Consider the following 23,426-nt stretch of genomic DNA (forward strand, 5'->3'; position numbering starts at 1 on the left):
CGCCCTACCCCGCGATCCGCAGGCCGGCGTCCGCGCCGGTCATCAGGCCGGAGACCGCCGCCGCGACGTCGGGGTGGCGCAGCATCTGGTCGTGGTCGACGTCGAGCGCGATGGTGCGCCCGAAGACCTGATCCCGCTGGGTGGAGTGCGCGGAGGTGATCGCCGTCGCCGTCTCCCACAGCGGGGTGGGGTCGATCTCCGTCGCCGCGCGCAGGTATCCGACGAAGGACGCGAAGCTGCCGGCCAGCTCGCCCCGGACGTCGTCGTCCAGCCCGAGCCGGCGGCCCGCCACGTCGATCGCGTCGCGGAAGATCCCGGCGAGGGCGGGCCCGATGAGGCTGAGGTCGTCGAGCCCGTGCCTGTCCCGCACCGCCTGGCCGTCGGCGTGGAACGCGGCGATCTCCTCCGGGGAGAGGATGCTGCGCAGCGCGTCCGCGGCGGCGTGGAAGTCGCGGTACAGCCCGAGGATGTTCGGCAGCTCCGGGTCCAGCAGGACCAGCCGGGGCGCCTCGTCCTGCGCCTCGGCCAGCCGGGACGCGAGGGGGGCGGCGAAGACCGCGCCCACGCAGTAGCCGATCACGGTGTCGACGGTGCGCTCCCGCCGGCGTACGCCCTTCGCCCACCGCTCGACGTAGTCGACGCCGGTCATGGTGTCCTCCGCGCCGGCGGCGGGCGCCACGGTCTCCCAGACGTCGCCGGGCGCGCTCAGCAGGGGGACCAGGTCGCGGAAGCACGCCTGGGTGCGGCCGGTGCTGGTGAAGTCGACGGTGAGGGTGAGGCCGCCCGCCCCGCCCTTGCGCAGTATCTGCCAGGAGTTCTTCTTCACGGTGGGATCCCTCGTCGTAGCGATGCGTACGTTCGGTCGTGCGGGGGCCGTCCGCCCCGGTCGTGGGCGTTCAGACGCGGGCGCTGTCGCGCAGGTACCGCAGCGTCACGGCGCCGCCGAGCACGACCGTCCAGCCGGCGAGCACCAGGGCCGCGAGCGCGAGGCGGGAGTCGTCCTCGAACGGGCTGTGGCCGATCTCGGCCAGCCAGTGGCTCGGCATGACCGCGGACACCTTCTGCAGCCACCCGGGGAACGCGACCGACGGGAACAGCGCGCCGCCGAGCACCCCGAGCAGCATGTGCGAGACGGAGGTGAGGACCTGCACGCTCTCGGCCGTGGCGACCTGGCCGATGAAGACGCCCAACAGCGCGAACGGCAGCGTGCCGAGCCAGACTCCGAGCACGAGCTGGAGCCAGCCGCCCAGCGGCAGCCGGACGCCCTCCAGCAGCGCGCCGGTCAGCGCGACCGCCGCGATCGCCGGCAGCGCCACGACCATCGCGGCGGCCAGCTTCGCGCTCAGGTACGAGGTCGGCGACAGCGGGGTGATACGTAGCTGGCGCTGCCACCCGGTCGACCGTTCGATCGCCACCCTCGTGCCGACGTTCAGCGCGACGAAGAGCGCCCCGAAAGCCGCGAGGCCGCCCAGCAGGTGCTCGCTGAAGTTGATGCCGGTGCGCTCGACGATCTCGCCCTGGAACAGGTTGGCCTGCATGAGGTAGAGCAGCGTCGGGAACAGGAACGCGACGATCCAGAACTTGCGGGCCCGGATCACCCGCTTCACTTCGAGCGTGAGGAAACCGGTGCTCATCGGGCGGTCTCGCCTTCCGTCGCGGTGAGAGCCAGGAACGCCTGTTCCAGGCCGAGGGCGCCGATCTCCACGTCGTGGGCCCGCGGATGGCGGGCGAACAACTCCCGGGCGGTGGCGTCGGAGTCGGAGCAGACGAGCTCGAAACGCTGGCCGCGGGACTCGGCGGTCACCACCCCGGGCAGCAGGCGCAGCTCGTCGACCGTCGCGCCCGGGACGGCGGCGGACAACGACCGGCCGGCCACCACGGAGCGGATCTCGGCGACCGTGCCGTCGGCGATGACCACGCCGGCACGGACGAGCACCACCCGGTCGGCGAACTCCTCGGCCTCCTCCAGGTAGTGGGAGGCGAACACGACCGTGCGTCCGGCGGCGGTGAACTCCCGCATCGAGGCCCAGAAGACGTGCCGGGACTCGACGTCCATCGCCACCGTCGGCTCGTCGAGCACCAGCAGCCTGGGGTCTGACACGAGGGTCATCGCCAGGCGCAGCCGCTGCCGCTGACCGCCGGAGAGCCGGCCGCGACGGTCGGCGATGTCGGTGAGGCCGGCGCGGCGCAGCACCTCGTCGACGGGGAGCGGTGCGGCGTGCAGCGACGCCGCCATCGTGAGCAGCTCGCGGATCGACACGTCGTCGAGCAGCGCGCCGTCCTGGAGCATCGCGCCGATGAGGCCCCGGGTGACGGCCTCCCGGGGGGTGTGCCCGAAGACGCGGATCTCGCCGCGGTCGGGGCGGGTGAGCCCGAGGATCAGGTCGACGAGCGTGGACTTGCCCGCGCCGTTGGGCCCGAGCAACGCGACCACCTCGCCCGCGGCGATGCGCAGGTCGACGCCGTTCACGGCCCGCACGTCGCCGTAGCTCTTGTGCAGTCCCGACACGTCGATCGCCTGCGGGCCGACCGCACCGATCGTGGGCCTGGCCACGGTGTTCCCGATTGCGTTGGTCATCGAATCCCCATTTAGATCGGTGCGGGTACGCGAATAGTATTTAGCAGCGTGACTCGCCCGGGATCCAGGAAGTCCGGGGCCGCCGCCGCGATGACCGGCGTACGAGGCGCCTTTTTCCGGGGGGATGAGGGGTGCCCGTAGGGGTTACCCCGCGACGGCCGCACCCGCCATCGTCAGACCTGTCGTGGTCCTGGGCTGCGCATTCGGCGGCCCGTGCGGGGAGGTGTGTTGTGGCACGTATGAAGGGGAACGGTCACTGTCATTCGTTCAACGGTGACGGGAAGATGGACATCATGGTCCGGGACGACACCACGGGCGAGTTGTTCGTCTTTCCCCACAGTGGCAGTTTCCGAGGCACCGAGACGTTCGGCAGCCCCGAATTGATCGGCACCGGATTCGATCCCGTGCGCGACCACTACCTGGTACGCACCATCGACATCAACGGCAATGGTTACGCCGATGTCATCGGGCTGAGCATGAAACCGATGAACGAGAACGTGGGTATCTTCCTGTATCCGAACCGGGGCGGCCTGAACGGCCTCGACACCCTCGGCGACCCCGTGCGCATCTCGGGCGCCCGCGACGACAAGAAGTGGGAGACCCTCGGCATCGCCGACGTGGACCTCGACGGTTGCGACGACATGTTCGGCCGTGAGGAGAACGCGGGCAACGTCGACGCGTTCTTCAACCGGCGGGAGGTCCGGGCGAACGAGACCTACGACCGCTCCGCGCACCGCCTGGTGACCGTCGACGTCGACGACTTCCCGTTCGCCATGGCCGACGTCACCGGCACGGGGCGACCCGACCTGCTGGTCCGTCGTGCCAACGGCGACCTCGACGTGTACGAGTTCGCGTACGACGACTCCGGCGCCGGACCGTGGTGGCGCGGCGAGGGCCGGTGGTTCACGATCGGTCGCGGCTGGCAGGAGTTCGAGATCGTCACGGTGACCGACATCGACCTCGACGGCCGGCCCGACCTGATGGGGCTGCGTGCCGACGGCACCCTCGTCGTCCACCTGCACACCGGCGGGTTCGACCCGGACCGGCCGTCGGCGACACTCTCCGCGCCGGAGGTCGTCGCGACCGGCTGGCAGAAGTTCTCGGTGGTGAGCTGACATGCCCGCCGACCGTCTCGCCGAGGCCGCCGACCGGGCGGACCGGCTCGACCCGGTGCTCGGCTCGTTCCTGCACCGGTTCCCCGTCACCGACGCCCGCCCCGAGGGCCCCCTGCGGGGCACGCTGATCGGCGTCAAGGACCTCGTCGCCGTGGCCGGGGCGCCGAGCACGTGCCAGAGCGTGGTGCACGACGCGAGCTGGTGGTCCGACCGGGACGCGCCGGTGGTGGCGCGGCTGCGCGCGGCGGGCGCGCTGGTCGTGGGCAAGACCACGATGGCCGAGCACGCCCTGTCCCGGCCGGACCCGGACGCGACCTTCCCGGTGCCCCGCAACCCGTGGGACCCCCACCGGTGGACCGGCGGATCGAGCTGCGGCAGCGCCAACGGCATCCCCGCCGGGTTCTTCGACGCGGGCATCGGCACCGACAGCAACGGCAGCATCCGGATCCCGGCCGCGTTGTGCGGGGTGACCGGGCTGAAGCCGACGCAGGGTCTGCTGCCCGCGGCGGGCGTCCATCCGCTCGCGCGGTCGGTGGAGACGGTGGGACCGCTGGCGCGTACGGCCAGGGAGTGCGCGCGGCTGCTCGCCGTGATGGCGGACCGGCCCGCCGAGCTGTCCCGGCCCCCGCTGGCCGATCTCGCGGGCGTACGCGTCGGTGTCCCGGGCGACCTCGTGCGGTACGCCGCCGCGCTGGCCGACGAGACCGCCGCCGCCTTCGACGCCGCGCTCGACGAGCTGCGGGCCGCCGGGGCGGAGGTCGTCGACGTGCCGTTCGACGAGGCGATCCCGCTCTTCGCCGCGCAACTCGTGACGATGCTGGTGGAGGCGTTCGAGGTGCACGGGGCGCGGTTCCGGGCGCGCTGGGCCGACTACGGCCGGCCGTTCCGGTGGAACGTCGCGCTCGGCGGTGTGCTGTCGGCGGAGACCTACCTGCGGGCCCAGCGGGTGCGGGGGTGGGGTGCCGACATCCTGCGGGCCCGGTTGCGGGAGGTCGACGTGATCGCCACGCCCACCTGGCCGTCCGTGGCTCCGCGCTACGACGACCAGGCCAACCTTCAGACGATCTCCTTCCTGCCCAGCGTCTGGAGCGCGGTCGGTTTCCCCGCGCTGGCGTTGCCGATGGGGGCCGACGGCGAGGGGTTGCCGCTGTCGCTGCAACTGGCCGCGGCCCCGGGCCGCGACTTCGAGCTGGCGGCCATCGCCGACGTGTACCAGCGGCGGACGGGCTGGCACGACCGCGAGCCGAAGCTGGACTGCGCACCGGCGGCCGACCTCGCGGCCGTCGCCACCCCGGCGGCGCCCGTCGACAACGTCGACCCCGTGCAGCGGGCCCGACTGGCGCAGACCTTCGACGAACTGGGCGTCCCGATGGGGCAGGGCGACCTGGACCAGGTGAGCGTGATCTGGTCGAAGGTCGCCGCGCTCGCCGGGGTGCTGCCGGAACTCCCGGTGGACGTGGCGCCGATCGTCGGGGCCGACCCCCGGGTCGCCCGATGAGCGCCATCCCGGGGCCGCCGGGCCACCCGCTGCTCGGCGTCGTGCCCGCGTTCGAGCGCGACATGCTGGGTGCGCTGGAGGAGTCCTTCGCGGCGTACGGCGACTGCGTGGCCTACCGCTTCGGCCCGGGTTGGGGTGGCATCGGCTTCACGGCCGTGGCCGCCTACCACCCCGACGACGTGGCGCGGGCCCTGCTCGACAGTGCCGTCTTCGGCCGCGACACCGTCGGGTTCACGGTGATCCGCGAGAGCATCGGCGACGGCCTGCTGACGCTGACCGGCGAGACGTGGCGCAGGCACCGCCGGATCGTGCAGCAGTTGTTCACCGCCCGGCGGGTCGCGGGATACGGCGCCCTCATGGCGGCGGAGGCGGAGCGGACCGTCGCCGCCACCACCGGGCACGGGGACGTCGTGGACCTGCACGACCTCATGCAGCGCTACACGCTGCGGGTCGTCGGCAGGGCGCTCTTCGGCGACGACATCGACGCCGTGGTGGGGGAGTTGCAGGAGCTGGTCGGCCTGCTCGGGGAGACCTCGACCGCGCGCCGCCTGCAACTGTTCCGGTTACCGTTGTCCCTGCCCACGCCGCGCAACCGGACCCTGCGGGACGTCCGCCGGCGGCTGTTCGCGATCGCCGACGCGGTGCTCGACGGATGCGCGCACGACGCCGACCCGGCGGCGGAGAACCTGCTCACGCGGTTGCGCGGGGCACGCGACGAGGACACCGGGGCGGGGCTGTCCGACCAGGAGATCCGCGACGAGGTGCTCGGGTTCCTGCTCGCCGGCCACGAGACGACCGCGGGCGCGCTGACCTTCACGTTGCACGAGCTGGGCAGGCGCCCGGACATCCAGGACCGGATCGCCGCCGCCGGGCCGGAGGCCGACGCGCTCGTGCGGGCCAGCGTCATGGAGGGCATGCGGCTGTATCCGCCGGCGCACACCACCGAGCGGGTGACCCTGGTGGACACCGAGATCGCCGGCTATCCCGTGCGCGCCGGCACCCAGGTGCTCATCTCCCCGTGGGTCACCCACCGGCACCCGGCCTTCTGGCCGGACGCCCACCGCTTCGACCCGTCCCGGTTCGTCGGCACGCACGAGCGGCCGCGCTACGCGTACCTCCCCTTCGGCGGCGGGGCGCGCGCCTGCGTCGGCATGCAGTTCGCGTTGCAGGAGGCGACGGTGGTGCTGAAGGCGCTGCTGGCGCGTTTCCGGGTGGACACGGTCGGCCACGACATGACGCTCACACCCCTGCTGACGCTCCGCCCGGACGGCCCGGTGAACGCCCGGCTGACGGCACGCGTGCCGGCGGGCGTCCGGTAGCGGACGCCGCACCGGCCCAGGGTCCCGACCGCACCCGCCCGCCCCGACCTCACGTCGGGGCGGGCGGCGGCGTGTCGCCGGCGACACGTCGGGACGGGCGAAGCACCCGGGAGACCCACACGGGTGGGGCATGCGTACGACACGGTCGAGACGTGACGCGCCGGGGGTTGGATCTGTCGGCGGTCAACGGCAGCCTGAAGGACATGGATGACGTCGTGATCGAAGTGGACGGGCTGCGCCGCAGTTACGGGGAGTTCGAAGCGGTCCGGGGGGTGTCGCTGCGGATCCAGCGGGGCGAGCTGTTCGCGCTGCTGGGCACCAACGGGGCCGGCAAGACCACCACCATCGAGGTCCTGGAGGGCCTGCAGCCCGCCTCCTCCGGCCTGGTCCGGGTGCTCGGGCTCGACCCGGTGCGGGACCGGACGGCGCTTCGTCCCCGGACCGGGGTGATGCTCCAGCACGGCGGGTTCACCGGCTCGCTGACCGTCCGGGAGACCGTGGAGATCTGGCGGTCCCTGACCGTCCGGCCGCACACCGTCGCCGAGGTGCTGGAGCTGGTCGACCTCGTCGACCGGATGGACGTGGCCGTCGAGCAGCTCTCCGGCGGCGAGGGCCGGCGGTTGGAGCTGGCCCTGGCGGTGCTCGGCCGGCCGGAGGTGCTCTTCCTCGACGAGCCGACCACCGGCATGGACCCGGCGTCCCGGCGCCGCACCTGGGACGTCGTACGCGAGTTGCAGAAGGGTGGGACCACAGTCCTGCTCACCACGCACTACCTGGAGGAGGCGGAGGTCCTCGCGGACCGGGTGGCGATCATGCGGGGCGGGCACGTCGTCGCCACCGGAGCCCCGGAGGACGTCGTCCGTACCCTGCCGGCCCGGATCACCTTCCGGCTGCCGTCGACGGGCCTGCCCCCCGAGTTGCCGCACGCGACCCGCTCGGTGCAGGGCGACCGGGTCACCTACGAGTCCCGCCAGCTCCAGGCCGACCTGACCCGGCTGCTCGACTGGGCCAACGCGGCCGACATCCGGCTGGCCGCCCTGTCGGCACGGCCGGCCACCCTGGAGGACGTCTTCCTGGGCATCGCCGCCGACCATGACCTGACCGACCAGCGACCGGAACGGGAAGTTGCCCGATGAGCGAGACCACGACCACCCAGACCCCCACCACCACTACCACCGACCGGGCCGCCCGCCCGCTCTGGCAGATGCTCGCGCTGCTGCGGATGGAGTTGCTGGCGCTGCGTCGCAACTGGACGGCCACCGCGTTGTCGGTGGTCACACCGCTGCTGATCGGCATCCTGCTGACCAGCGGTTACGGCGGGGACGCCGTGCCCGGCGTCCGTCGGGTCGTCAGCGTCACCTCCCTGCTCGTGGTCTTCGTGGTGCACCACCACCTGACCACCGTGTACGCCTCGCGTCGGCAGGAACTGGTGCTCAAGCGGTTGCGGGCCGGTCTTCCCTCGGACCGCACCATCCTGCTGGGCACCGCCAGCAGCACCGTGCTGACCTTCCTCGTCCAGGCCATCGTGCTCACCCTCTACGGGATGTGGGGGCTCGGCCTGCCGACGCCGGCGAACCCGCTGGTCATGCTCGTCGCGCTGCTGCTGGGGGCCGCGGTCATGGCGGCGTTCTCCGCAGTGCTCTCCGCCGTCACCCGCACCTCCGAGGCGGCCATGCTGACCACCCTGCCGTCCATGGTGATCTTCCTGGCCACCCCGGGGGCGCTGCTGCCGCTCGGTGCGCTGCCGGAGTCGCTGGAGCGGGTGCTGTGGTTCCTGCCCACGGGTCCGTTCACCGAGATGCTGCGGGTCGGCTGGCTCGGCAGCACTGACGGCGGGCGGGCGCTGAGCTTCGGCGGGACCTTCGTGGAGGCGCTGCCCTCCCTCGCCGTGCTGCTCGGCTGGCTGGTGGTGTCGCTGCTGCTGGCGCGCCGTTACTTCCGGTGGGAGCCCCGGCACGGATGATCGACGTCATCGCTCCGCATAGCATCGAGTTCGTGAGTATGCAGCGGGCGCAGGTCGAGAGGGATCTCGGCCTGCGCCGCGCGCGCGTCGTGACGCTCAGCACCGTGGGCAGCGGTGTCCTGGCCACGCTCCTGCTGGCCGGGGCGGGGCTGTGGGCGGAGCCGGATCCACGGTGGGTGGTGGCCGGCGCCGTCGGGATCGTCGTCTTCGTCGTCGCCCAGTGCGGCGCCCTGTACGCGGCGATCACCCCGTGGCTGGCCGGGTCGACGCGGCGCCGGCTGCTGGTCGCGTTCGCGGTCGCCGCCGTGCTCTCCGTCCCCCTCGTCGGCCCGGTGGGCGCTCCACAGTGGTCGACCTGGGGTTTCCTGGGGGCGTCGGTGATCGGCTCGGTGCCGATGCTGCCGCGCTGGGAGATTGCCCTCCCGGCCGTGGTGCTGACCGTGGCGGCGGCCGGCGGGGTGGCTGCCGCCACGGGTGCCCCGGTCCGCGGCCAGGTGGTCATCGTGGTCGTGGTCGGGCTCTCCGTCGCGGCGTGGAACGCCCTGCAGCTCTGGCTGTGGGGGCTGCTCGTGGCGGCGCAGCGGGGGCGGGCGGCCCAGGGCCGGCTCGCCGCCACCGAGGAGCGGCTGCGCTTCGCCCGCGACGTGCACGACCTGCTCGGGCACAGCCTGTCGGTCATCGCGCTCAAGGCCGAGCTGGCGTCCCGGCTGGCGGCGACCGACGCCGGGCGGGCCAGCTCGGAGGCGGCCGAGGTGCAGCGGCTGGCCGCGTCGGCGCTGGTCGAGCTGCGCGAGGTGGTGCACGGCTACCGTGCGGTGGACCTGGGGGACCAGATCGCCGCGGTGGAGCAGGTGTTGCGTTCCTCCGGCATCCGCTGCGCGGTCGCGTTGCCCCCGGACGACGTACCGTCGGAGATCGCCCGGCAGTTCGTCGCGGTGCTGCGTGAGGCGAGCACAAACGTGCTGCGGCACAGCCGGGCCGCCTGGTGCACGATCGAGATCAGCCAGGACGAGGACGAGGTGCGGATGAGCATGACGAACGACGGTGCCGAGGGCGCGTCGCCGGACCGGCACAGCTTCGGCCTGCGTGGCCTGGCCGAGCGGCTTGCCGAGGCCGGGGGGACGCTGCGCCACCGGATCGACGACGGGGTGTTCCGCCTCGACGTGACGGTGCGGACCCGCCCGTGATCAGGGTGCTGCTCGCCGACGACGAGGACCTGATCCGCGCGGCGCTGGCCGCCCTGCTCGGCCTGGAGTCCGACCTGGAGGTGGTGACCGAGGCGCCCGACGGGCGGGCCGCCGTGTCCGCCGCGCTCGCCCACCGGCCGCACGTCGCCGTGGTGGACCTCCAGATGCCGGGCCTGGACGGGTTGGAGGTCACCGCGGAGCTGGCTCGCGTCCTGCCCGCCTGCAAGGTGGTGATCCTGACGGGGCACGGCCGGCCGCCGCACCTGCAACGCGCGCTGGCCGCCGGGGCCAAGGGCTTCCTGCCCAAGGGCGCGCCGGGTGGGACGCTCGCCGACGTGATCCGCCGGGTGCACGCCGGTGGCCGGTACGTCGACCCGGCGCTGGCCGCGGACGCGCTGACCGCGCCGGAGTGCCCGCTCACGCCGCGTGAGCTGGACGTGCTCCGGCTGGCCGAGTACGACACGCCGGTCGCGGAGGTGGCCCGGCGGACCCATCTCTCCGCCGGCACGGTGCGCAACCACCTCTCCGCCTCGGTCAGCAAGCTCCGGGTGGCCAACCGGGCGGAGGCGTTCCGCACCGCCCGGGACAACGGCTGGCTCTGAGGGCGCCGCCCGGCGGGCGCGGTCCAGGTTCGCCGGGCCGGGGCGGGGCCGTCGCGGTCCGACACCGACCCTGATCGTCAACTTTTGGTTGACGGTGAGGGATCGTCAACCTATCGTTGACGCATGACGGATCCAGTGCAGATGAGCAATCCCGTACGCCTCGACGACCTGATCCTGGCGATCAAGAAGGCGCGCCCCGACGCGCTCGACCAACTCACCGACGCGGTCATCGCCGCCGACCACCTCGGCGACGTCGCCGACCACCTCATCGGCCACTTCGTCGACCAGGCCCGCCGCTCCGGTGCGTCCTGGACCGAGATCGGCCGCAGCATGGGCGTCAGCAAGCAGGCGGCCCAGAAGCGCTTCGTGTCGAAGGCCGACGAGGCGCCCGACCCGCAGCAGGGCTTCGCCCGCTACACCCCCCGGGCCCGCAACGTGGTGATGGCCTCCCAGAACGAGGCCCGGGCCACGGGCCATGCCGAGATCCGCCCCGAACACCTGGTGCTGGGGCTGCTCAGCGAGCCGGAGGCCCTCGCCGCGAAGGCGATCGTCGCCCAGGGGGTGCCGCTCGAGCGGGTACGCGAGGCCGCGACGGCGGCGCTGCCACCCCCGGCCGCCGAGGTGCCCGACCTGATCCCGTACGACGCGCAGGGCAAGAAGGCGCTGGAGCTGACCTTCCGGGAGGCCCTGCGGCTGGGGCACAACTACGTCGGCACCGAGCACCTCCTGCTCGCGCTCCTGGAGCACGAGAACGGCGCCGGCGTCCTCAGCGGCCTCGGCGTCACCAAGGCGGCGGCCGAGGAGTGGGTGGCGGCGGCCCTGCGGGCCGTGCAGCTACGCGGCTGACCGGGTCAGGGGGCGGTGGGGAAGCCGTAGCGGGCGGCGTGCTCGGGGTCCGTCGGGTCGACCTGGCGGATCCCGGCGTCGGCGAGTCGCTTGTTGACCTCGTCGAGCCGCTCGCGCACCAGCAGGGCCTCATCCTCGGTGACCCGGCCCCGGTGCGGTCGGCCGGCGTGCTCGATCGTGGCGTAGTCGACCCGCTCCGCGCCCTTGCGGGCCTTCGGCGGGCGGACCCGCTCGGCCGTCCGCAGCAGCTGCGCCATCGGCACGTCGGTCGCCATGGCGTCGAACTCGCTCGCCGTCAACACCACCCGGCGTGGCTCGCCGTCGCCGTGCCGGTCGTAAATCTCGACCACCGCGACGTCCAGCGCGGCGTCGTCGATACTCTCCACCTCGCTCGGCGTCACCTCCAACCGTACGGGCCCCGCGACCAGGTCGGGGTGCTCCAGGACGACGACGCGGACCACCTCGTCGTCGGGCTGGATGACCGTGCCGCTGAAGTCGGAGACGTGGATCGTCTTCTTGCCCATGCGCGGAGCTTCTCCTGTCGTAGGCCGGGATGCCGGACCAAGAGAAATTACCCGACAGGTGTGCGAAAGCCGCCGGTGGACCGCACCGGGTGTGTCGCGGCGGCGCGCGGGGCGGTCAGCGGGTGTTCAGGCCGCCCCGCGAGGTGGCGCCGGCGGGCTGCTGGTCCACCCCGCTCCACGGCGGCGTCCCGACCCCGCCACGGCGACCCCGGTACGCCGACGCCGGAAACCGCCCGCCGGGCTCGATGGCCGGCCAGAGCCGCTCGGGGTCCTGGCGGTACCGGTCGTTCGACTGATTTGGCATGACCATACCGTCCCAAACAAAGTTGTCGATGTATGAAAATCGATATGACGATGGATCGGTGCGGTTGGTTCCCGTGATCCGCCGCGCGCCGCTAAGCCGCGGCCAGTGACCTGTTCCGATGCGTCTACCCGCCCGCCCCGCCCTTCAACCCTCGCGCCGGGCCGCCCCGCCGACGGGTTCCTTCGCGCGCCGCCGCCGTGGCCGCGTACGGTGATCGTCGGCGTGGCGGACCGGCCCGCCGCGTGACCACCGACAGCCGTGGGGAAGGTGAGCGTCGATGCTCGACCGGCGGCTGCACCTGCACCTCGCGAGCTGGCTCGGCCAGTGGCCGGCCGGGCCCGGGCTGCACGTGGTCGGCTCGCACCGGCGGGCCCGACCGGCCTGGGACGGCCGCCTCCGGCCGGCCGTCGCGGTGACCTCCGACGCGAGCACCGTGCTCTCCGTGGCCCCCGACCGGGTCGCGGCGGTCCGCGAGCTGGCCCGCCGGCCGGGTGCCCCCCTGCTCCCGGCGCTGCCCGCCACGGTCGGGCAACCCCACTGGGCGGTGCACGACGACGTGTTCCGGTGGAGCACGGCACCGGCACCGCTGCCGGACGCGGGGGAGTGGGTGGCCCCGACCGCCGCCGGGCTGCCGTCCTGGCTGCGCCTGTTCGACCGCCCGGTGCTGGTGGCGCGCGACGACCGGGGGCGCTACCTGGCCGGGGTCGGGACCAAGCGACACGACGCGTACGGCCACGAGCTGGCCGTCGGGACCGCGCCGGCGGCCCGCGGGCGCGGGCTGGCCCGCCGGCTGGTCGCCCAGGCGGCACGCCGGGTGCTCGACGAGGGGGCCGTCCCGACGTACCTGCACGACACCGCCAACGCCGCCTCCGCCCGGGTCGCCGCCGCCGCGGGTTTCCCCGACCGGGGTTGGCGCTCGTTCGGGGTCTACCCGCCCTGACCTGCCCGCCGGCGCGGAACAGCCACAGCGGCAGGGCGCTTCGCCGCGCCCCGCGAGGCGGGGCGCGGACCGTGGCTCCCGGGCCGGATCCACGGTCCGCGGTCTCCCCCCAGGATCCCGGCGGGTCGGCCAGCATCGACTACGCTACGTATCAGCAGACGCGACGGCAAGACGTCAGAGGTGGGATTCCTGTGTCGAATAGCGGACGTGACCTGCGGCTATTCGGAGGATGGCTCCGTTGGCGTCGGTGACGCAGCGTGCGACTCAGGCCGACCGCCCGCCGGGCAGGCACCCGGCGGGACCCGCAGGAAGCTGGCGGTATGGTCGAGTCGCGCCGGTGCCGGCGCACATCTCGACGGTGGAGGCGGGCGATGGACCGGCGCACACAGGGCACGAAGCCGGGGCAACTGGTCCTGCGCCCGACGGGTGAGGTCGACCTCGCGACCGCCGACGCGCTCGAGGCGACGATCACCGACGCGCTGGGCCGGCCCGGCGTCCGCGAGGTCGTCGTCGACCTCGCCGACGTGCGCTTCCTCGACTCCAGCGGCATACGCGTGCTCGTGCGCGGTGCCACCGAGGCCCGCGGGCGGGACATGACCTTGCGGGTGACCGACCCGCAGCCGGTGGTGGCGCGGGTCCTGCGGATCACCGCCGTCGGCGCGCTGCTCGGGCTCCCCGACGACGACGCCGTCCGGCCCACCGCCCACGGCTGGCGCGGGCTGGACTGAGGACGCTCAGGGCTCGGTGTTCGCCGCCGCGTCGGCGGACCACTCGACGAGCATCAGGGTCGCGTCGTCCTGGTGTGTCCCACCCTGGTGCTCCGTGACCGCGTGACTGAGCCGGCGCAGCGTCTCCCCGGCCGGCAGCCCGGAACCGATGTGCCGCTCGGCGAGATCGACCAGGCGTGGCAGCCCGAACATCACGCCCGCCGGATCACGCGCCTCCGTGATCCCGTCGGTGTGCAGCAGCAGCCGGTCACCGGGCTCCAGCCGGACCTGGGCCACCTCCACCCCGGCGTCGGACAGGCCCAGCGGCAGCCGCCGCCCACCGGTCAGCACCCGCACGGCCCGCCCCCGCCGCAGCAGCACCGGGGGCGGATGCCCCGCGTTGACGTAGCGCAGCAGCCCGCTCGCGGTGTCGAACTCGGCGAGCACCGCGGTGGCGAAACGCGCGTCGCGCCACTGGCCGGCGATCGCGGTGTCGACCGCCCGCACGAGGCCGGCCAGGTCCGCGCCGGCACGCCGGGCGGCCCGCAACGCGGCCAGCGCCACCGAGGTGGTCAACACCGCCGGCAGGCCGTGGCCCACCCCGTCGAGGATCGCCAGCGCCACGATCCCGCCGTCCACGGCGTAGTCGAAGGCGTCCCCGCCGACCTCGTAGCAGGGTTCGAGCAGGGCGCTGATCGCGGCCTGCGGAGTCGCGAAGGTCAGCGGCGGCAGGAGCTGCCAGAGCAGCTCGGCGGAGACCCCCATCGGGCGGCTGCGGCGGGCCCGGTGCAGGACGTCGCCGTAGCCGCTCTTGCTGGTGACGAGGTGGCCGAGCAGCCCGGAGACCAGCCGGCAGCCGTCGCGCAACGCCTCGTCGGCGAGGTCCGTGCCGGGCGGCGGGAACACCTCCAGCAGCCCCAGCCGGTCGGTGCCGTTGACGATCGGCACCCACAGCCGGGGCGGTGGCCCCTGCCCCGGGCGCACCCGCACCTCGGTGAAGGCGCGGCCGGCCAGACTGGTGTCGATCGGCAGCACCCGCGGCGTCGGGCGGCCCGCGTCGGGCAGCGGGCGCAGGTCACGCTGCTCAGCGTCGACCAGGTAGACGGTCGCGGCCACGCCCAACGGCCGGAGCACGGCGCCGACCGCGGCCGGCAGCTCGTCCGGTGGCAGCCGGTGGGACCTGGACACCAGGTCGGCCAGCGCCCGGTGCCAGGGGTCGGTGGCGGTCATGCCGACCGCATACCCGCCGGCGGCCCGGTCGAAGCCGGCCGGAGGGCCCCCGACCCGGGCGCATCCGCCACGCCGGCGTCAGCCGCGCAGGCCGAGCACCTCCGCGGCGGCCCGGCCGCAGGCGTGGCTCGCGCCGTACGTGGTGACGAACGCCCGCGCGCCGGCCGGCCGCCACCGGGATGGCCAGCCCATCTCGACCACTGTCACCGGATGCTCGGCGGCCAGGGCGGTCACCAGGTCGGCACCGCCCGGCAACCGGTGCAGATGGCGACCGACCAGGACGATCGGCCGGTCCCCGGCGAGCTGGCGCAGGGCGGCCGGCCCGGTCTCGGTGGCGACCACCCGCAGCTCGTCGGCGCCGCCCAGGTGCGGGCCGAGGCCCCACGGCACCCGCCCCTCGGCGATCGTCGACGCGGCGTGCAACTGCACGACCAGCGGGCGGTGCAGGCCGGCCAGTTCCCCCTCCACCCGGACGGCGCGCCGGGCGGCGGCGTACCCGAGCCCGTCGGGAACGGCCGACGCCGTGCCGGCGTCCCGGGTCCAGGCGGCGAGCGCGGCGGCCCGGCCGGCCGCCTGCTCCACCCGCGCCCGGTCCAGGCGGCCGTCGGCGAGCGCCCCGACGATCTCCGCGACCACCCGCTCGACCAGTTCGGCGTCGACCTCGGCGCCGATGCACAACAGGTCGGCGCCGGCGGCGAGGGCCCGGACGGCGGCCGGGCCGACCCCGCCGGCCGCCACCGCGGCGCCCTTCATCTCCAGGGCGTCGGTGACGACCGCGCCGGCGAACCCGTACTCGCCGCGTAGCAGGTCGACGAGGACGGCCCGGCTGAACGTGGCGGGGCCGTCGCCGGTCAACGCCGGCACCCGGATGTGCGCGGTCATCACGGCCCGCGCGCCCGCCGCCACGACCGCGGCGAACGGCGGCAGGTCACGCCGGCGCAGCACGTCGGGCGACACGTCCACGGTGGGCAGCTCGTGGTGGGAGTCGGCGACCGTCGCGCCGTGCCCCGGGAAGTGCTTCGCGCAGGCGGCGACGCCGGCCGACTGGAGCCCCGTCACGGCCGCGGCGGAGTGCGCGGCGACCCGGTCCGGGTCGGCGCCGAACGAGCGGGTGCCGATCACCGGGTTGTCGTCGGCGGTGTTCACGTCCACGGTCGGCGCGAGGTTGACGGTGACGCCGAGGCCGGCCAGTTCCACGCCGATCGCCTCGTAGACCCGGCGGGTCAGGTCCACCTCGTCGATCGCGCCGAGCGCCGCGTTGCCCGGGTACGGGCTGCCGGTCGCGTGCGCCAGCCGGGTGACGTCCCCGCCCTCCTCGTCGATGGCGATCAGCACGTCCGGGCGGCCCGCCCGCAGGGCGGCGGTGCTCGCCGCCACCTGCCCCGGATCGTGCACGTTGGTGCCGAACAGGGTGTGTCCCGCGAGCCCTTCGGCCACCAGCTCGACCGCCCAGTCCGGCGGCACCGGCCCCGGGTACGCGGCGAGCAGCGTGCCGAGCGCGAGCCGGCGCAGTCCTGGATCGAGCCCCACGTGATCTTCCCCTCTCGTTCCCGCCGGCACGCGAGGCGTACCGGCGGGGGTCGGTGACGTACCGGGTCGGCCGAGCGTCCCGCCTCCTGGCGGCCGATACGCTGTCGGTCACCCGCTGGCAGGTCAGTTCACAGTAAGCAAGCTTTATCAAAACTAGAGGACGTGGCATGAGTGCGACCCGGCTGCCCGGCACCCCCCGCCTGTTGCGGGCGCTCAACGACCGCGCGGCGTTGGAGCTGCTGCTGGAGCGGGGACCGCTGACCCGGGCCCGGTTGGGCGAGTTGACCGGGCTGTCCAAGGTCACCGCCTCCCAGCTCGTCGAGCGGCTGGAGGAACGGGGGCTGGTCACCCGCGTCGGCGAGCAGGCCGGCGGCCGGGGGCCCAACGCCCAGCTCTACGCCGTGCGGCCCGGCAGCGCCCACGTGGTCGGGGTGGACGTCGGCGCCGACCGGGTGGTCGCCGCCTGCGCGGACATCACCGGCTCGGTGATCGGCCGCGTCGAGCAGTCGACCCAGGACACCGACGACCCCGTCGGCGTCGTGCACAACGCGGTGGTCCAGGCCGCCAGCAGCGCCGGAGCCCACCTGTCGAGCGTACGGCGGATCGTGCTGGGCACCCCCGGTCTCGTCGACCCGGGCACGGGCGACATCACCTTCGCCTTCAACCTGCCCCGCTGGCACACCGGCCTGCTCGCCGCGCTCCGGGACGACCTGCACACCCCGGTGGTCTTCGAGAACGACGTCAACCTGGCGGCCATCGCCGAGGCGCAGTCGGGCGCGGCCCGCGGCCTGAGGGACTTCGTGCTGGTCTGGGTGGGCGCCGGCGTCGGCCTGGCGATCGTGCTGGGCGGTCGGCTGCACCACGGCAGCAGCGGCGCGGCCGGCGAGATCGGCTACCTGCCGGTGCCCGGCGCCCCCATCCCGCGCGACGTGTCGCGTCGGGCGAAGCCGGCGTTCCAGCAGCTGATCGGCGCGGACGCGGTCCGCGACCTGGCCCGCGCGCACGGCTACCCCGACGACACCGGCGCCGTCGCGGTGCGGGCGGCGGTGGCCGACGGCACGGCCGGCGGCCCGATGCTCGACGAGGTGGCCCGCCGGCTGGCGCTGGGCGTGGCGAGCACCTGCGTGGTGCTGGACCCGCCGCTGGTGGTGCTCGCCGGCGAGGTCGGCCAGGCCGGCGGGGCGGCACTGGCGGAACGGGTGCAGCACGAGGTCGCGGCGATCACGCTGGTCCGCCCCCGGGTGGTGCCGACGGGGCTGACGGAGGAGCCGATCCTGCAGGGCGCGCTGCGCACCGCGCTGGACGCCGTCCGCGACGAGGTCTTCGGCTCGACCGTCGGCTGAGCGGGGCCGGCGGGCGTCGGAGCGGGTCACATCAGGTCACGGCGGCGGAACGTCGCGAAGGCGACGGCGGTCAGCGCGCCGGTCAACCCGAGCAGCAGGAGCAGCGACGGTTGCCAGGTCAGCGTCCAGGCCCCGTCGCCAGCGCAGAAGCCCGAGCCACCGGACGGGCACGACCGGGTGTCCCAGAACCCGGCCCGACCGTTCAACAGGGCCGCCGCGTAGCTGGAGAGCATCAGCCGCTCCGGCTTCACGACGTCCAGCATCTCCAGCACCAACCGGGCGCCCAGCTCCCACACCACCAGGTACCCGGCCACCGCGCCCAGGGCCGCCGAGGTGTGCCGCCCCAGCGTGGCGACGGCGAAGCCGACCGTGGTGAGCAGCAGCACCAGCAGCAGGCCGCGGCCCCAGGCCGCGCCCAGCAGACCCCAGAACTCCCCGTCGAGCGGCCCCGGCCGCCCGGCGACCTGGGCGATCAGCCAGAACGTCCCGAGGTACGCCGCCGAGGCGAGCACCGACAGCAGCGCCGTCCCGCCGAGCAGCGTGCCCAGCTTGGTCCCGAGCACGGTCATCCGCCGAGGGCGCCAGAGCAGCAGGTTCACCACACCGCCGGAGTTCAGGTCGGCGCCGATGTACGAGGCGCCGACCAGGAACCCGAAGAGCGCCAGGAAGGCGACGAGGAAGTAGAGCAGCGCCTCGGCCTCCTCGGCGAAGACGAACACCCCGACGAGGAAGTCGGCCGCCACGGGCACCCACCCCATCAGGGCCGGGTCGGCCTCGTCGCAGTCGTTGGGCACGTACTCCCGCACGTCGTCCGGCAGTACGACGCCGCGCCGCTGGTCCAGGCAGAGCTGGTGGACGCGGTGCAGCTCGCTGCGGGCCGCGGCGGCCTGCAACTCGGCGGCGGAGATCTCCTGGTCGGTGGGCCGGTGGGACCCCGCCAGGGTGGTCGCCGCCGTGACGCCGAACGCGAGCACCAGCAGGACGAGCATGAGCTGCACGAAGCGCCGGGCGCCGAGGCGCTCCAGCTCGGCACGGACCAGGTTCACGCGTCCACTCCCCGCACGTCGAGGTCGATCACCGTTTCCCGGGGCCCGCCGTCGGGCAGCACCGAGTCGTCCACCTGCCGGGGCAGCGTCGGGTGCGCCGCCGCGCCGGTCAGCTCGAGGAACACGCTCTCCAGGTCGGGCCGCAACGGGGTCAGCTCGCGCACCCAGAGGCCCGCCTCGCCCAGCGTGCGGCTGACCTCGGTGGCGTCGTCCACGTCGCCCACCACCAGGTGCCCGTCGTGCCCGGTCACCGCCAGCCCGGCCGCCGTCAGCAGCTCCCCGGCCCGCTGCGGATCGTCCACCCGCACCAGCAGCTCGCGCCGGTCGAAGCCGGCCAGCACCTCGTCGACGCGCCCGGCCGCCACCCGCCGGCCCCGCGCGATGATCGTCACGTGGTCGCAGATCAGCTGGATCTCGGCCAGGATGTGGCTGGAGACCAGCACCGTCACGCCGGCCTGCGCCAGCGAGCGCATCAGGTCCCGCATCTCCCGGATGCCGGCCGGGTCCAGCCCGTTCGCCGGCTCGTCCAGGATCAGCAGCTCCGGGTCCTTGAGCAGGGCGGAGGCCACCGCCAGCCGCTGCTTCATGCCCAGCGAATAGCCCTTGACCCGCTCGTCGCCCCGGTCCCGCAGGCCCACCCGCTCCAGCACCTCGTCGACCCGGGCGGCCGGTACGCCACCGGCCCGGGCGAGCAGGCGCAGGGTGCGGTGGCCGGTGAAGTTGCCGAAGAACTGCGGGCTCTCCACGATCGCCCCCACCCGCCCGGCCACCCGGGGCAGCCCGTCCGGCGACGGGTGACCGAGCACCGCCATCCGGCCCGCGTCGGCCCGGACCAGCCCGAGCAGGGCGCGCAGCGTGGTGGTCTTGCCCGAGCCGTTGGGACCGAGGAACCCGTGGATCTGGCCGGCCTCCACCAGCAGGTCGAAACCGTCGACCGCCACCCGGCGGCCCTGCCGCACACTGCGGAAGGTCTTGCGCAGACCCTCGATCTCGATGACCGCGCTCACCGGCGGGCCCGCGTGCTCCGATGCGGCATGGACCGTCCTCAGCTTGTGGTGACCAACGACACGGTGCCTCACCCTATGGCCGGGGCGCCGCCCGTGGGGGGAGCCCCGGCGCTGCGTGGTTGGATGGTCGGGTGACTGGGGACGAGGATCTGGTGGTCAGCCTCGACGGCGTCGGCGTGCGCCGGGCGGGCACGGCACTGCTGCACGACGTGGACTGGCGGGTCGAGCTGGACGAGCGCTGGGTGGTGCTCGGGCCCAACGGCGCCGGCAAGACGACCCTGCTCAACCTCGCCGCCGGGCGGCTGCACCCGACCACCGGCGCGGCCCACGTGCTCGGCGAGCGGATCGGCCGCACCGACGTCAACGAGCTGCGTACCCGCATCGGGCTCTCCACCGCCGCCCTCGCCGAACGGGTGCCCGCCGAGGAGCGGGTCAGCGACGTCGTCGTCACGGCCGCCTGGTCGGTGCTGGGACGCTGGCGGGAGAGCTACGACAGCAGCGACGAGGCCCGGGCCCGGGCCCTGCTGAACCAGCTCGGCATCGGCGGCCTCGCCGAGCGCACCTACGGCACCCTCTCCGAGGGGGAGCGCAAGCGGGTGCAGATCGCCCGCGCGCTGATGACGGACCCGGAGCTGCTGCTGCTCGACGAGCCGGCCGCCGGGCTCGACCTGGGCGGGCGCGAGGACCTGGTCGCCCGGCTGGCCGAGCTGGCGTACGACCCGGACGCCCCGGCGCTGGTGCTGGTGACCCACCACGTGGAGGAGATCCCGCCCGGCTTCACCCACGCGATACTGCTGCGTGAGGGCGCGGTGGTGGCGCAGGGGCTCCTCGACGACACGCTGACCGGGGACAACCTCTCCAAGACCTTCGGGTTGCCGCTGGTGGTCCAGCGCTCCGGCGACCGGTTCACCGCCCGCGCCGCCTGACGGGGAGGTCCAGGATGCGGCAGACCCGGGTCGTCGTGGTGGGCAGCGCCAACATGGATCTGGTGGGCACCGCCGCCGCCCTGCCCCGGCCGGGGGAGACCCTGCTCGGCACCGACTTCGTCATGGTGCCCGGCGGCAAGGGCGCCAACCAGGCCGTCGCCGCGGCCAGGGCCGGTGCCTCCTGCGCCTTCCTCGGGGCGATCGGCTCCGACTCGTTCGGCGTCACCCTGCGGGCGCGGATCACCGCCGCCGGCGTCGACACCGGCCAGCTCCGCACGACGTACGGCATGTCGGGGGTGGCGCTGGTGATGGTCAACGCCGAGGGCGAGAACGCCATCCTGGTCAGCCCGGGCGCCAACGCCTCGATGACCGGCCTGACCGAGCCGGAGCTGGCCGCCGTACGCGGGGCGGACGTGCTGCTCGCGCAGCTGGAGATCCCGGTCGCCACGGTGACCGGGGCGGCCCTCGCCGCCCGGGCGGCCGGCACCCGGGTGGTGCTCAACGCCGCCCCGGCCGTGCCGGCGCCGCCGGAGCTGCTGGCGGCGACGGACCTGCTGGTGGTCAACGAGACCGAGGCACAGGCGCTCACCGGGCGCGGCCGGGGCGAGCCGTCGGCCCTGCTCGACCTGGCCCCCCGGGCGGTGCTCACCCTCGGCGCGGAGGGCGCCTGGTACGGCGACCGGGACGGCACCGCCGTGCACGTGCCGGCGGTCAAGGTCGACGCGGTGGACTCGACGGCCGCCGGGGACGCCTTCACCGCCGCCCTCGCCGTCGCCTGGGGCGAGGGCCGGGACGTGGTCGACGCGGTGCGCTGGGCGGTGGCGGCCGGGGCGGCCTGTGCCCGCCGGCTCGGTGCCTCGGTGGCGCTGCCCAGCCGGGCCGAGATCGACGAACTCTACGTACCGGCCTGATCGTCGCTCACGCCTCGGCGTCGTCGGTGAGCTTCTCGCCGCGGCGGCGGAGCATGCCCAGCCCGGGGATGCCGGCGACGGCGAGCTTCAGGTCACGGGTGACGTCGAGCAGGTCGTGCAGGTCGGGGCCGACCCGGTCCAGGGTGGCGAGGATCGGCAGGACGTCGGCGGTGAGGTGCTGCTTGAGCCTGGGCAGCTCGTCGATGAGCCGGATCGCCGCGGTCACCTCCTCGTGGCTGAGGTGCTCGACGAACCGGGCCGCCATCGGCGCGCCCCGCCGCAGCGTCGGCTCGTACGCGGCCAGCAGTTCGGCGGCGGTGCCGGCGGCCGTCTCGGCCGCGACCACCGTGCCGGCGGCCCGACCGGCCACCCGTTGCGCCTCGGCGACCACGACGGCCGCGGCGGCGGAGACCTGCTCCGCCTGACCGACCACGACGGTGGCCGCGGCGGCGACCTCGGTGGCGGTCTCGATGGCGGTGGTGGCGGCGGCGCTGATCACGGCGATCTCGCGGACGGCGCCCTCGGCGTCGTCGAGCACCCGGTCGGTGCGGTCGAGGGTGCCCTCGATCCGGTCCACCACCGCGTTGATCCGGTGCAGCAGTGCCTCCACCCCGTCGAGTACCGCGAACGCGCGGGCCGGCGCGGCGGCGAACGACGCGGCCGAGCCGAACGCCTGGTCCAGTGCGGAGCGGGTGAGGCCGACGACGGCGCCGGGCCGCGGGAGGGGGATCGCCATCTCACCAGTGTGCCTCGGGCCGGCCAGCGGCACCCGGGCACGGGCAGCGGTGCGCGTCACCCCCTCCCGGGACCGGTCAGCGCACGCCCTCGAAGCTGACCTGCGGGTCGTTCTGCGCCGGCGCACCCCACACCGCGTCGTCGTACGACGTGTCGCCGGTCAGGTAGCGCATGAACCACTCCGTGAGCAGCCGGCGGCTCAGCGCGAGCTGGGTGGCCCGGCTGATGGACCCGAAGTCGCAGAAGGCCGCGCCGCTGTCCATGAATCCACAGTGGAAGCCGCCCTTGATGATCCGCAGCTGCTTGGTCGGCGGCTTCGCCTCGTAGATGGGGCGCTGGTTGCCGTTCACCCCGGCGGTGGTGTCCCGGTCGCCGGCGATCAGCCGGACCGGCACGGTCAGCGTGGCGGCGGCGGACTTGGCGGACGGGTTGGTCTCCGCCGCCGCCAGGTTAGCCACCGTGACCACCTTCGGGTTGCGGGCCGCGGCCAGGATGCTGGCCCCGCCGCCCATCGAGTGCCCGGACAGGCCGAGCCGGTCGACCCTGACGTGCCCGGCGAACCGGGAGCCGGTCGCGGTGTCCTGGGCGACGGCCCACGTCAGGGCGGCGTTGAGGTCGTCGGCGAAAGCGCCGTGGTTGGGCAGGAGGCCGCCCTGCGAGGTGGGGGCCACCACGATGAAGCCCCAGGTCGCCAGGTGGGACATCGTCGAGTAGTACCTCGACACGCCCTGGAGGAAGCCGTGGCCGAAGCCGATGACCGGGAACCGGCCGCCGGCCACCGGGTGCCCGCTGCCGGCGGTGGTGGCCGGGTAGTAGATCCGGGCGGAGAAGGAGCGGCCGGAGGCACTGACCGTCGTGTCGACGTACCCGGCAGCGTGCGCGCCGGGTGCGGACGGGTCGGCGAGCGTGGCGGCCGGGGCGGCCGGGGCGGATGCCGGTGCGGGCGCGGCGCCGTGCGCGGGCGCGGGCAGCACCAGGGTGAGCGCCGCCGCGAGCGCGACGGTGGCCTTCCACAACATGACAGCCTCCAAGGACCGGCGGACGGGCGTCCAGTCAGGACAGCAGAGGTGCCCGGTGCTGTCCACGTCCCGGTTTCGCCATGACGGGGAAGTTAT

General features: G+C 74.4%; 24 protein-coding genes. 13 read left to right on the forward strand and 11 right to left on the reverse strand.

Going from position 1 to position 23,426, the window contains the following annotated elements; all coding sequences use genetic code 11:
* Positions 1-4: 4 nt before the first annotated feature.
* The 3 genes from ACQ452_RS06335 to ACQ452_RS06345 all read right to left on the reverse strand — a co-directional run bounded on the left by ACQ452_RS06335 (position 5) and on the right by ACQ452_RS06345 (position 2,578).
* Complete coding sequence (locus ACQ452_RS06335; RefSeq protein WP_433390884.1) at positions 5-826, reverse strand: hypothetical protein; 822 nt, start codon at positions 824-826, stop codon at positions 5-7.
* A 70-nt stretch (positions 827-896) separates the two neighbouring features.
* Positions 897-1,634, reverse strand: a complete 738-nt coding sequence (locus ACQ452_RS06340) for an ABC transporter permease (RefSeq protein WP_433390887.1) — start codon at positions 1,632-1,634, stop codon at positions 897-899.
* Complete coding sequence (locus ACQ452_RS06345; protein ID WP_433390890.1) at positions 1,631-2,578, reverse strand: ABC transporter ATP-binding protein; 948 nt, start codon at positions 2,576-2,578, stop codon at positions 1,631-1,633. The genes ACQ452_RS06340 and ACQ452_RS06345 overlap by 4 nt, the downstream gene beginning before the upstream one ends.
* A 284-nt stretch (positions 2,579-2,862) precedes the next feature.
* On the opposite strand from ACQ452_RS06345, the gene ACQ452_RS06350 reads away from it, so the two are divergent.
* From ACQ452_RS06350 to ACQ452_RS06385, 8 genes are all read left to right on the forward strand, one after another.
* Positions 2,863-3,693, forward strand: coding sequence for a hypothetical protein (locus tag ACQ452_RS06350; protein WP_433390893.1), 831 nt, complete (start codon positions 2,863-2,865; stop codon positions 3,691-3,693).
* Between the two features lies 1 nt (position 3,694).
* The gene (locus ACQ452_RS06355; RefSeq protein ID WP_433390896.1) at positions 3,695-5,191 is read left to right on the forward strand and encodes an amidase; all 1,497 of its coding nucleotides are present in this window, start codon (positions 3,695-3,697) and stop codon (positions 5,189-5,191) included.
* Entirely contained in the window at positions 5,188-6,510 is a 1,323-nt protein-coding gene (locus tag ACQ452_RS06360; RefSeq protein WP_433390899.1) for a cytochrome P450, read from the forward strand. The genes ACQ452_RS06355 and ACQ452_RS06360 overlap by 4 nt, the downstream gene beginning before the upstream one ends.
* Positions 6,511-6,713: 203 nt before the next feature.
* Positions 6,714-7,646: an ABC transporter ATP-binding protein gene (locus tag ACQ452_RS06365; RefSeq protein ID WP_433390902.1), complete on the forward strand. Its 933-nt coding sequence runs from the start codon at positions 6,714-6,716 to the stop codon at positions 7,644-7,646.
* On the forward strand, positions 7,643-8,473 hold the full coding sequence (locus ACQ452_RS06370; RefSeq protein ID WP_433390905.1) for an ABC transporter permease: 831 nt from the start codon (positions 7,643-7,645) through the stop codon (positions 8,471-8,473). The genes ACQ452_RS06365 and ACQ452_RS06370 overlap by 4 nt, the downstream gene beginning before the upstream one ends.
* A gap of 38 nt (positions 8,474-8,511) precedes the next feature.
* Positions 8,512-9,660 (forward strand): sensor histidine kinase, encoded by a 1,149-nt coding sequence (locus ACQ452_RS06375; protein ID WP_433394009.1) that lies wholly within the window; start codon positions 8,512-8,514, stop codon positions 9,658-9,660.
* Positions 9,657-10,262 (forward strand): response regulator transcription factor, encoded by a 606-nt coding sequence (locus ACQ452_RS06380; protein WP_433390908.1) that lies wholly within the window; start codon positions 9,657-9,659, stop codon positions 10,260-10,262. The genes ACQ452_RS06375 and ACQ452_RS06380 overlap by 4 nt, the downstream gene beginning before the upstream one ends.
* Before the next feature lie 123 nt (positions 10,263-10,385).
* Positions 10,386-11,108, forward strand: a complete 723-nt coding sequence (locus tag ACQ452_RS06385; protein ID WP_433390911.1) for a Clp protease N-terminal domain-containing protein — start codon at positions 10,386-10,388, stop codon at positions 11,106-11,108.
* A gap of 5 nt (positions 11,109-11,113) precedes the next feature.
* On the opposite strand, the gene ACQ452_RS06390 is transcribed toward ACQ452_RS06385, so the two are convergent.
* A complete protein-coding gene (locus ACQ452_RS06390) occupies positions 11,114-11,632 on the reverse strand; it encodes a hypothetical protein (protein ID WP_433390914.1) in 519 nt (172 codons plus the stop codon).
* Between the two features lie 115 nt (positions 11,633-11,747).
* Positions 11,748-11,936 carry a DNA repair protein gene (locus ACQ452_RS06395; RefSeq protein ID WP_433390917.1) on the reverse strand — a complete coding sequence of 63 codons (189 nt, stop codon included), beginning with the start codon at positions 11,934-11,936 and terminating at the stop codon, positions 11,748-11,750.
* 277 nt (positions 11,937-12,213) lie between these two features.
* Between ACQ452_RS06395 and ACQ452_RS06400 the strand changes: the two genes are divergently transcribed.
* Together ACQ452_RS06400 and ACQ452_RS06405 are read left to right on the forward strand one after the other, a co-directional pair.
* Entirely contained in the window at positions 12,214-12,876 is a 663-nt protein-coding gene (locus tag ACQ452_RS06400; RefSeq protein WP_433390920.1) for a GNAT family N-acetyltransferase, read from the forward strand.
* 371 nt (positions 12,877-13,247) lie between these two features.
* Positions 13,248-13,604: an STAS domain-containing protein gene (locus tag ACQ452_RS06405; RefSeq protein ID WP_433390923.1), complete on the forward strand. Its 357-nt coding sequence runs from the start codon at positions 13,248-13,250 to the stop codon at positions 13,602-13,604.
* Positions 13,605-13,610: 6 nt separating this feature from the next.
* Here the strand turns inward: ACQ452_RS06405 and ACQ452_RS06410 are convergent, their stop codons facing one another.
* Entirely contained in the window at positions 13,611-14,813 is a 1,203-nt protein-coding gene (locus ACQ452_RS06410; protein WP_433390926.1) for a PP2C family protein-serine/threonine phosphatase, read from the reverse strand.
* Positions 14,814-14,891: 78 nt separating this feature from the next.
* A complete protein-coding gene (locus tag ACQ452_RS06415; protein ID WP_433390929.1) occupies positions 14,892-16,343 on the reverse strand; it encodes a glycoside hydrolase family 3 N-terminal domain-containing protein in 1,452 nt (483 codons plus the stop codon).
* 167 nt (positions 16,344-16,510) lie between these two features.
* Between ACQ452_RS06415 and ACQ452_RS06420 the strand changes: the two genes are divergently transcribed.
* Complete coding sequence (locus tag ACQ452_RS06420; protein ID WP_433390932.1) at positions 16,511-17,686, forward strand: ROK family transcriptional regulator; 1,176 nt, start codon at positions 16,511-16,513, stop codon at positions 17,684-17,686.
* A 26-nt stretch (positions 17,687-17,712) separates the two neighbouring features.
* Here the strand turns inward: ACQ452_RS06420 and ACQ452_RS06425 are convergent, their stop codons facing one another.
* A complete protein-coding gene (locus ACQ452_RS06425) occupies positions 17,713-18,732 on the reverse strand; it encodes an ABC transporter permease subunit (protein ID WP_433390935.1) in 1,020 nt (339 codons plus the stop codon).
* The gene (locus tag ACQ452_RS06430; RefSeq protein WP_433390937.1) at positions 18,729-19,739 is read right to left on the reverse strand and encodes an ABC transporter ATP-binding protein; all 1,011 of its coding nucleotides are present in this window, start codon (positions 19,737-19,739) and stop codon (positions 18,729-18,731) included. Before ACQ452_RS06430 ends, ACQ452_RS06425 begins: the two co-directional genes overlap by 4 nt.
* 20 nt (positions 19,740-19,759) lie before the next feature.
* Here ACQ452_RS06430 and ACQ452_RS06435 point away from each other — a divergent pair, with 20 nt between their 5' ends.
* Both ACQ452_RS06435 and ACQ452_RS06440 read left to right on the forward strand, forming a co-directional pair.
* A complete protein-coding gene (locus ACQ452_RS06435; protein WP_433390940.1) occupies positions 19,760-20,665 on the forward strand; it encodes an ABC transporter ATP-binding protein in 906 nt (301 codons plus the stop codon).
* 14 nt (positions 20,666-20,679) lie between these two features.
* On the forward strand, positions 20,680-21,576 hold the full coding sequence (locus ACQ452_RS06440; protein ID WP_433390942.1) for a ribokinase: 897 nt from the start codon (positions 20,680-20,682) through the stop codon (positions 21,574-21,576).
* Between the two features lie 7 nt (positions 21,577-21,583).
* Here the strand turns inward: ACQ452_RS06440 and ACQ452_RS06445 are convergent, their stop codons facing one another.
* Both ACQ452_RS06445 and ACQ452_RS06450 read right to left on the reverse strand, forming a co-directional pair.
* Entirely contained in the window at positions 21,584-22,312 is a 729-nt protein-coding gene (locus ACQ452_RS06445; RefSeq protein ID WP_433390945.1) for a hypothetical protein, read from the reverse strand.
* 76 nt (positions 22,313-22,388) lie between these two features.
* Complete coding sequence (locus ACQ452_RS06450) at positions 22,389-23,330, reverse strand: alpha/beta hydrolase family protein (RefSeq protein ID WP_433390948.1); 942 nt, start codon at positions 23,328-23,330, stop codon at positions 22,389-22,391.
* Between the last annotated feature and the right edge of the window lie 96 nt (positions 23,331-23,426).

Source organism: Micromonospora sp. KLBMP9576, from assembly GCF_050941805.1.
Lineage (GTDB): Bacteria > Actinomycetota > Actinomycetes > Mycobacteriales > Micromonosporaceae > Micromonospora.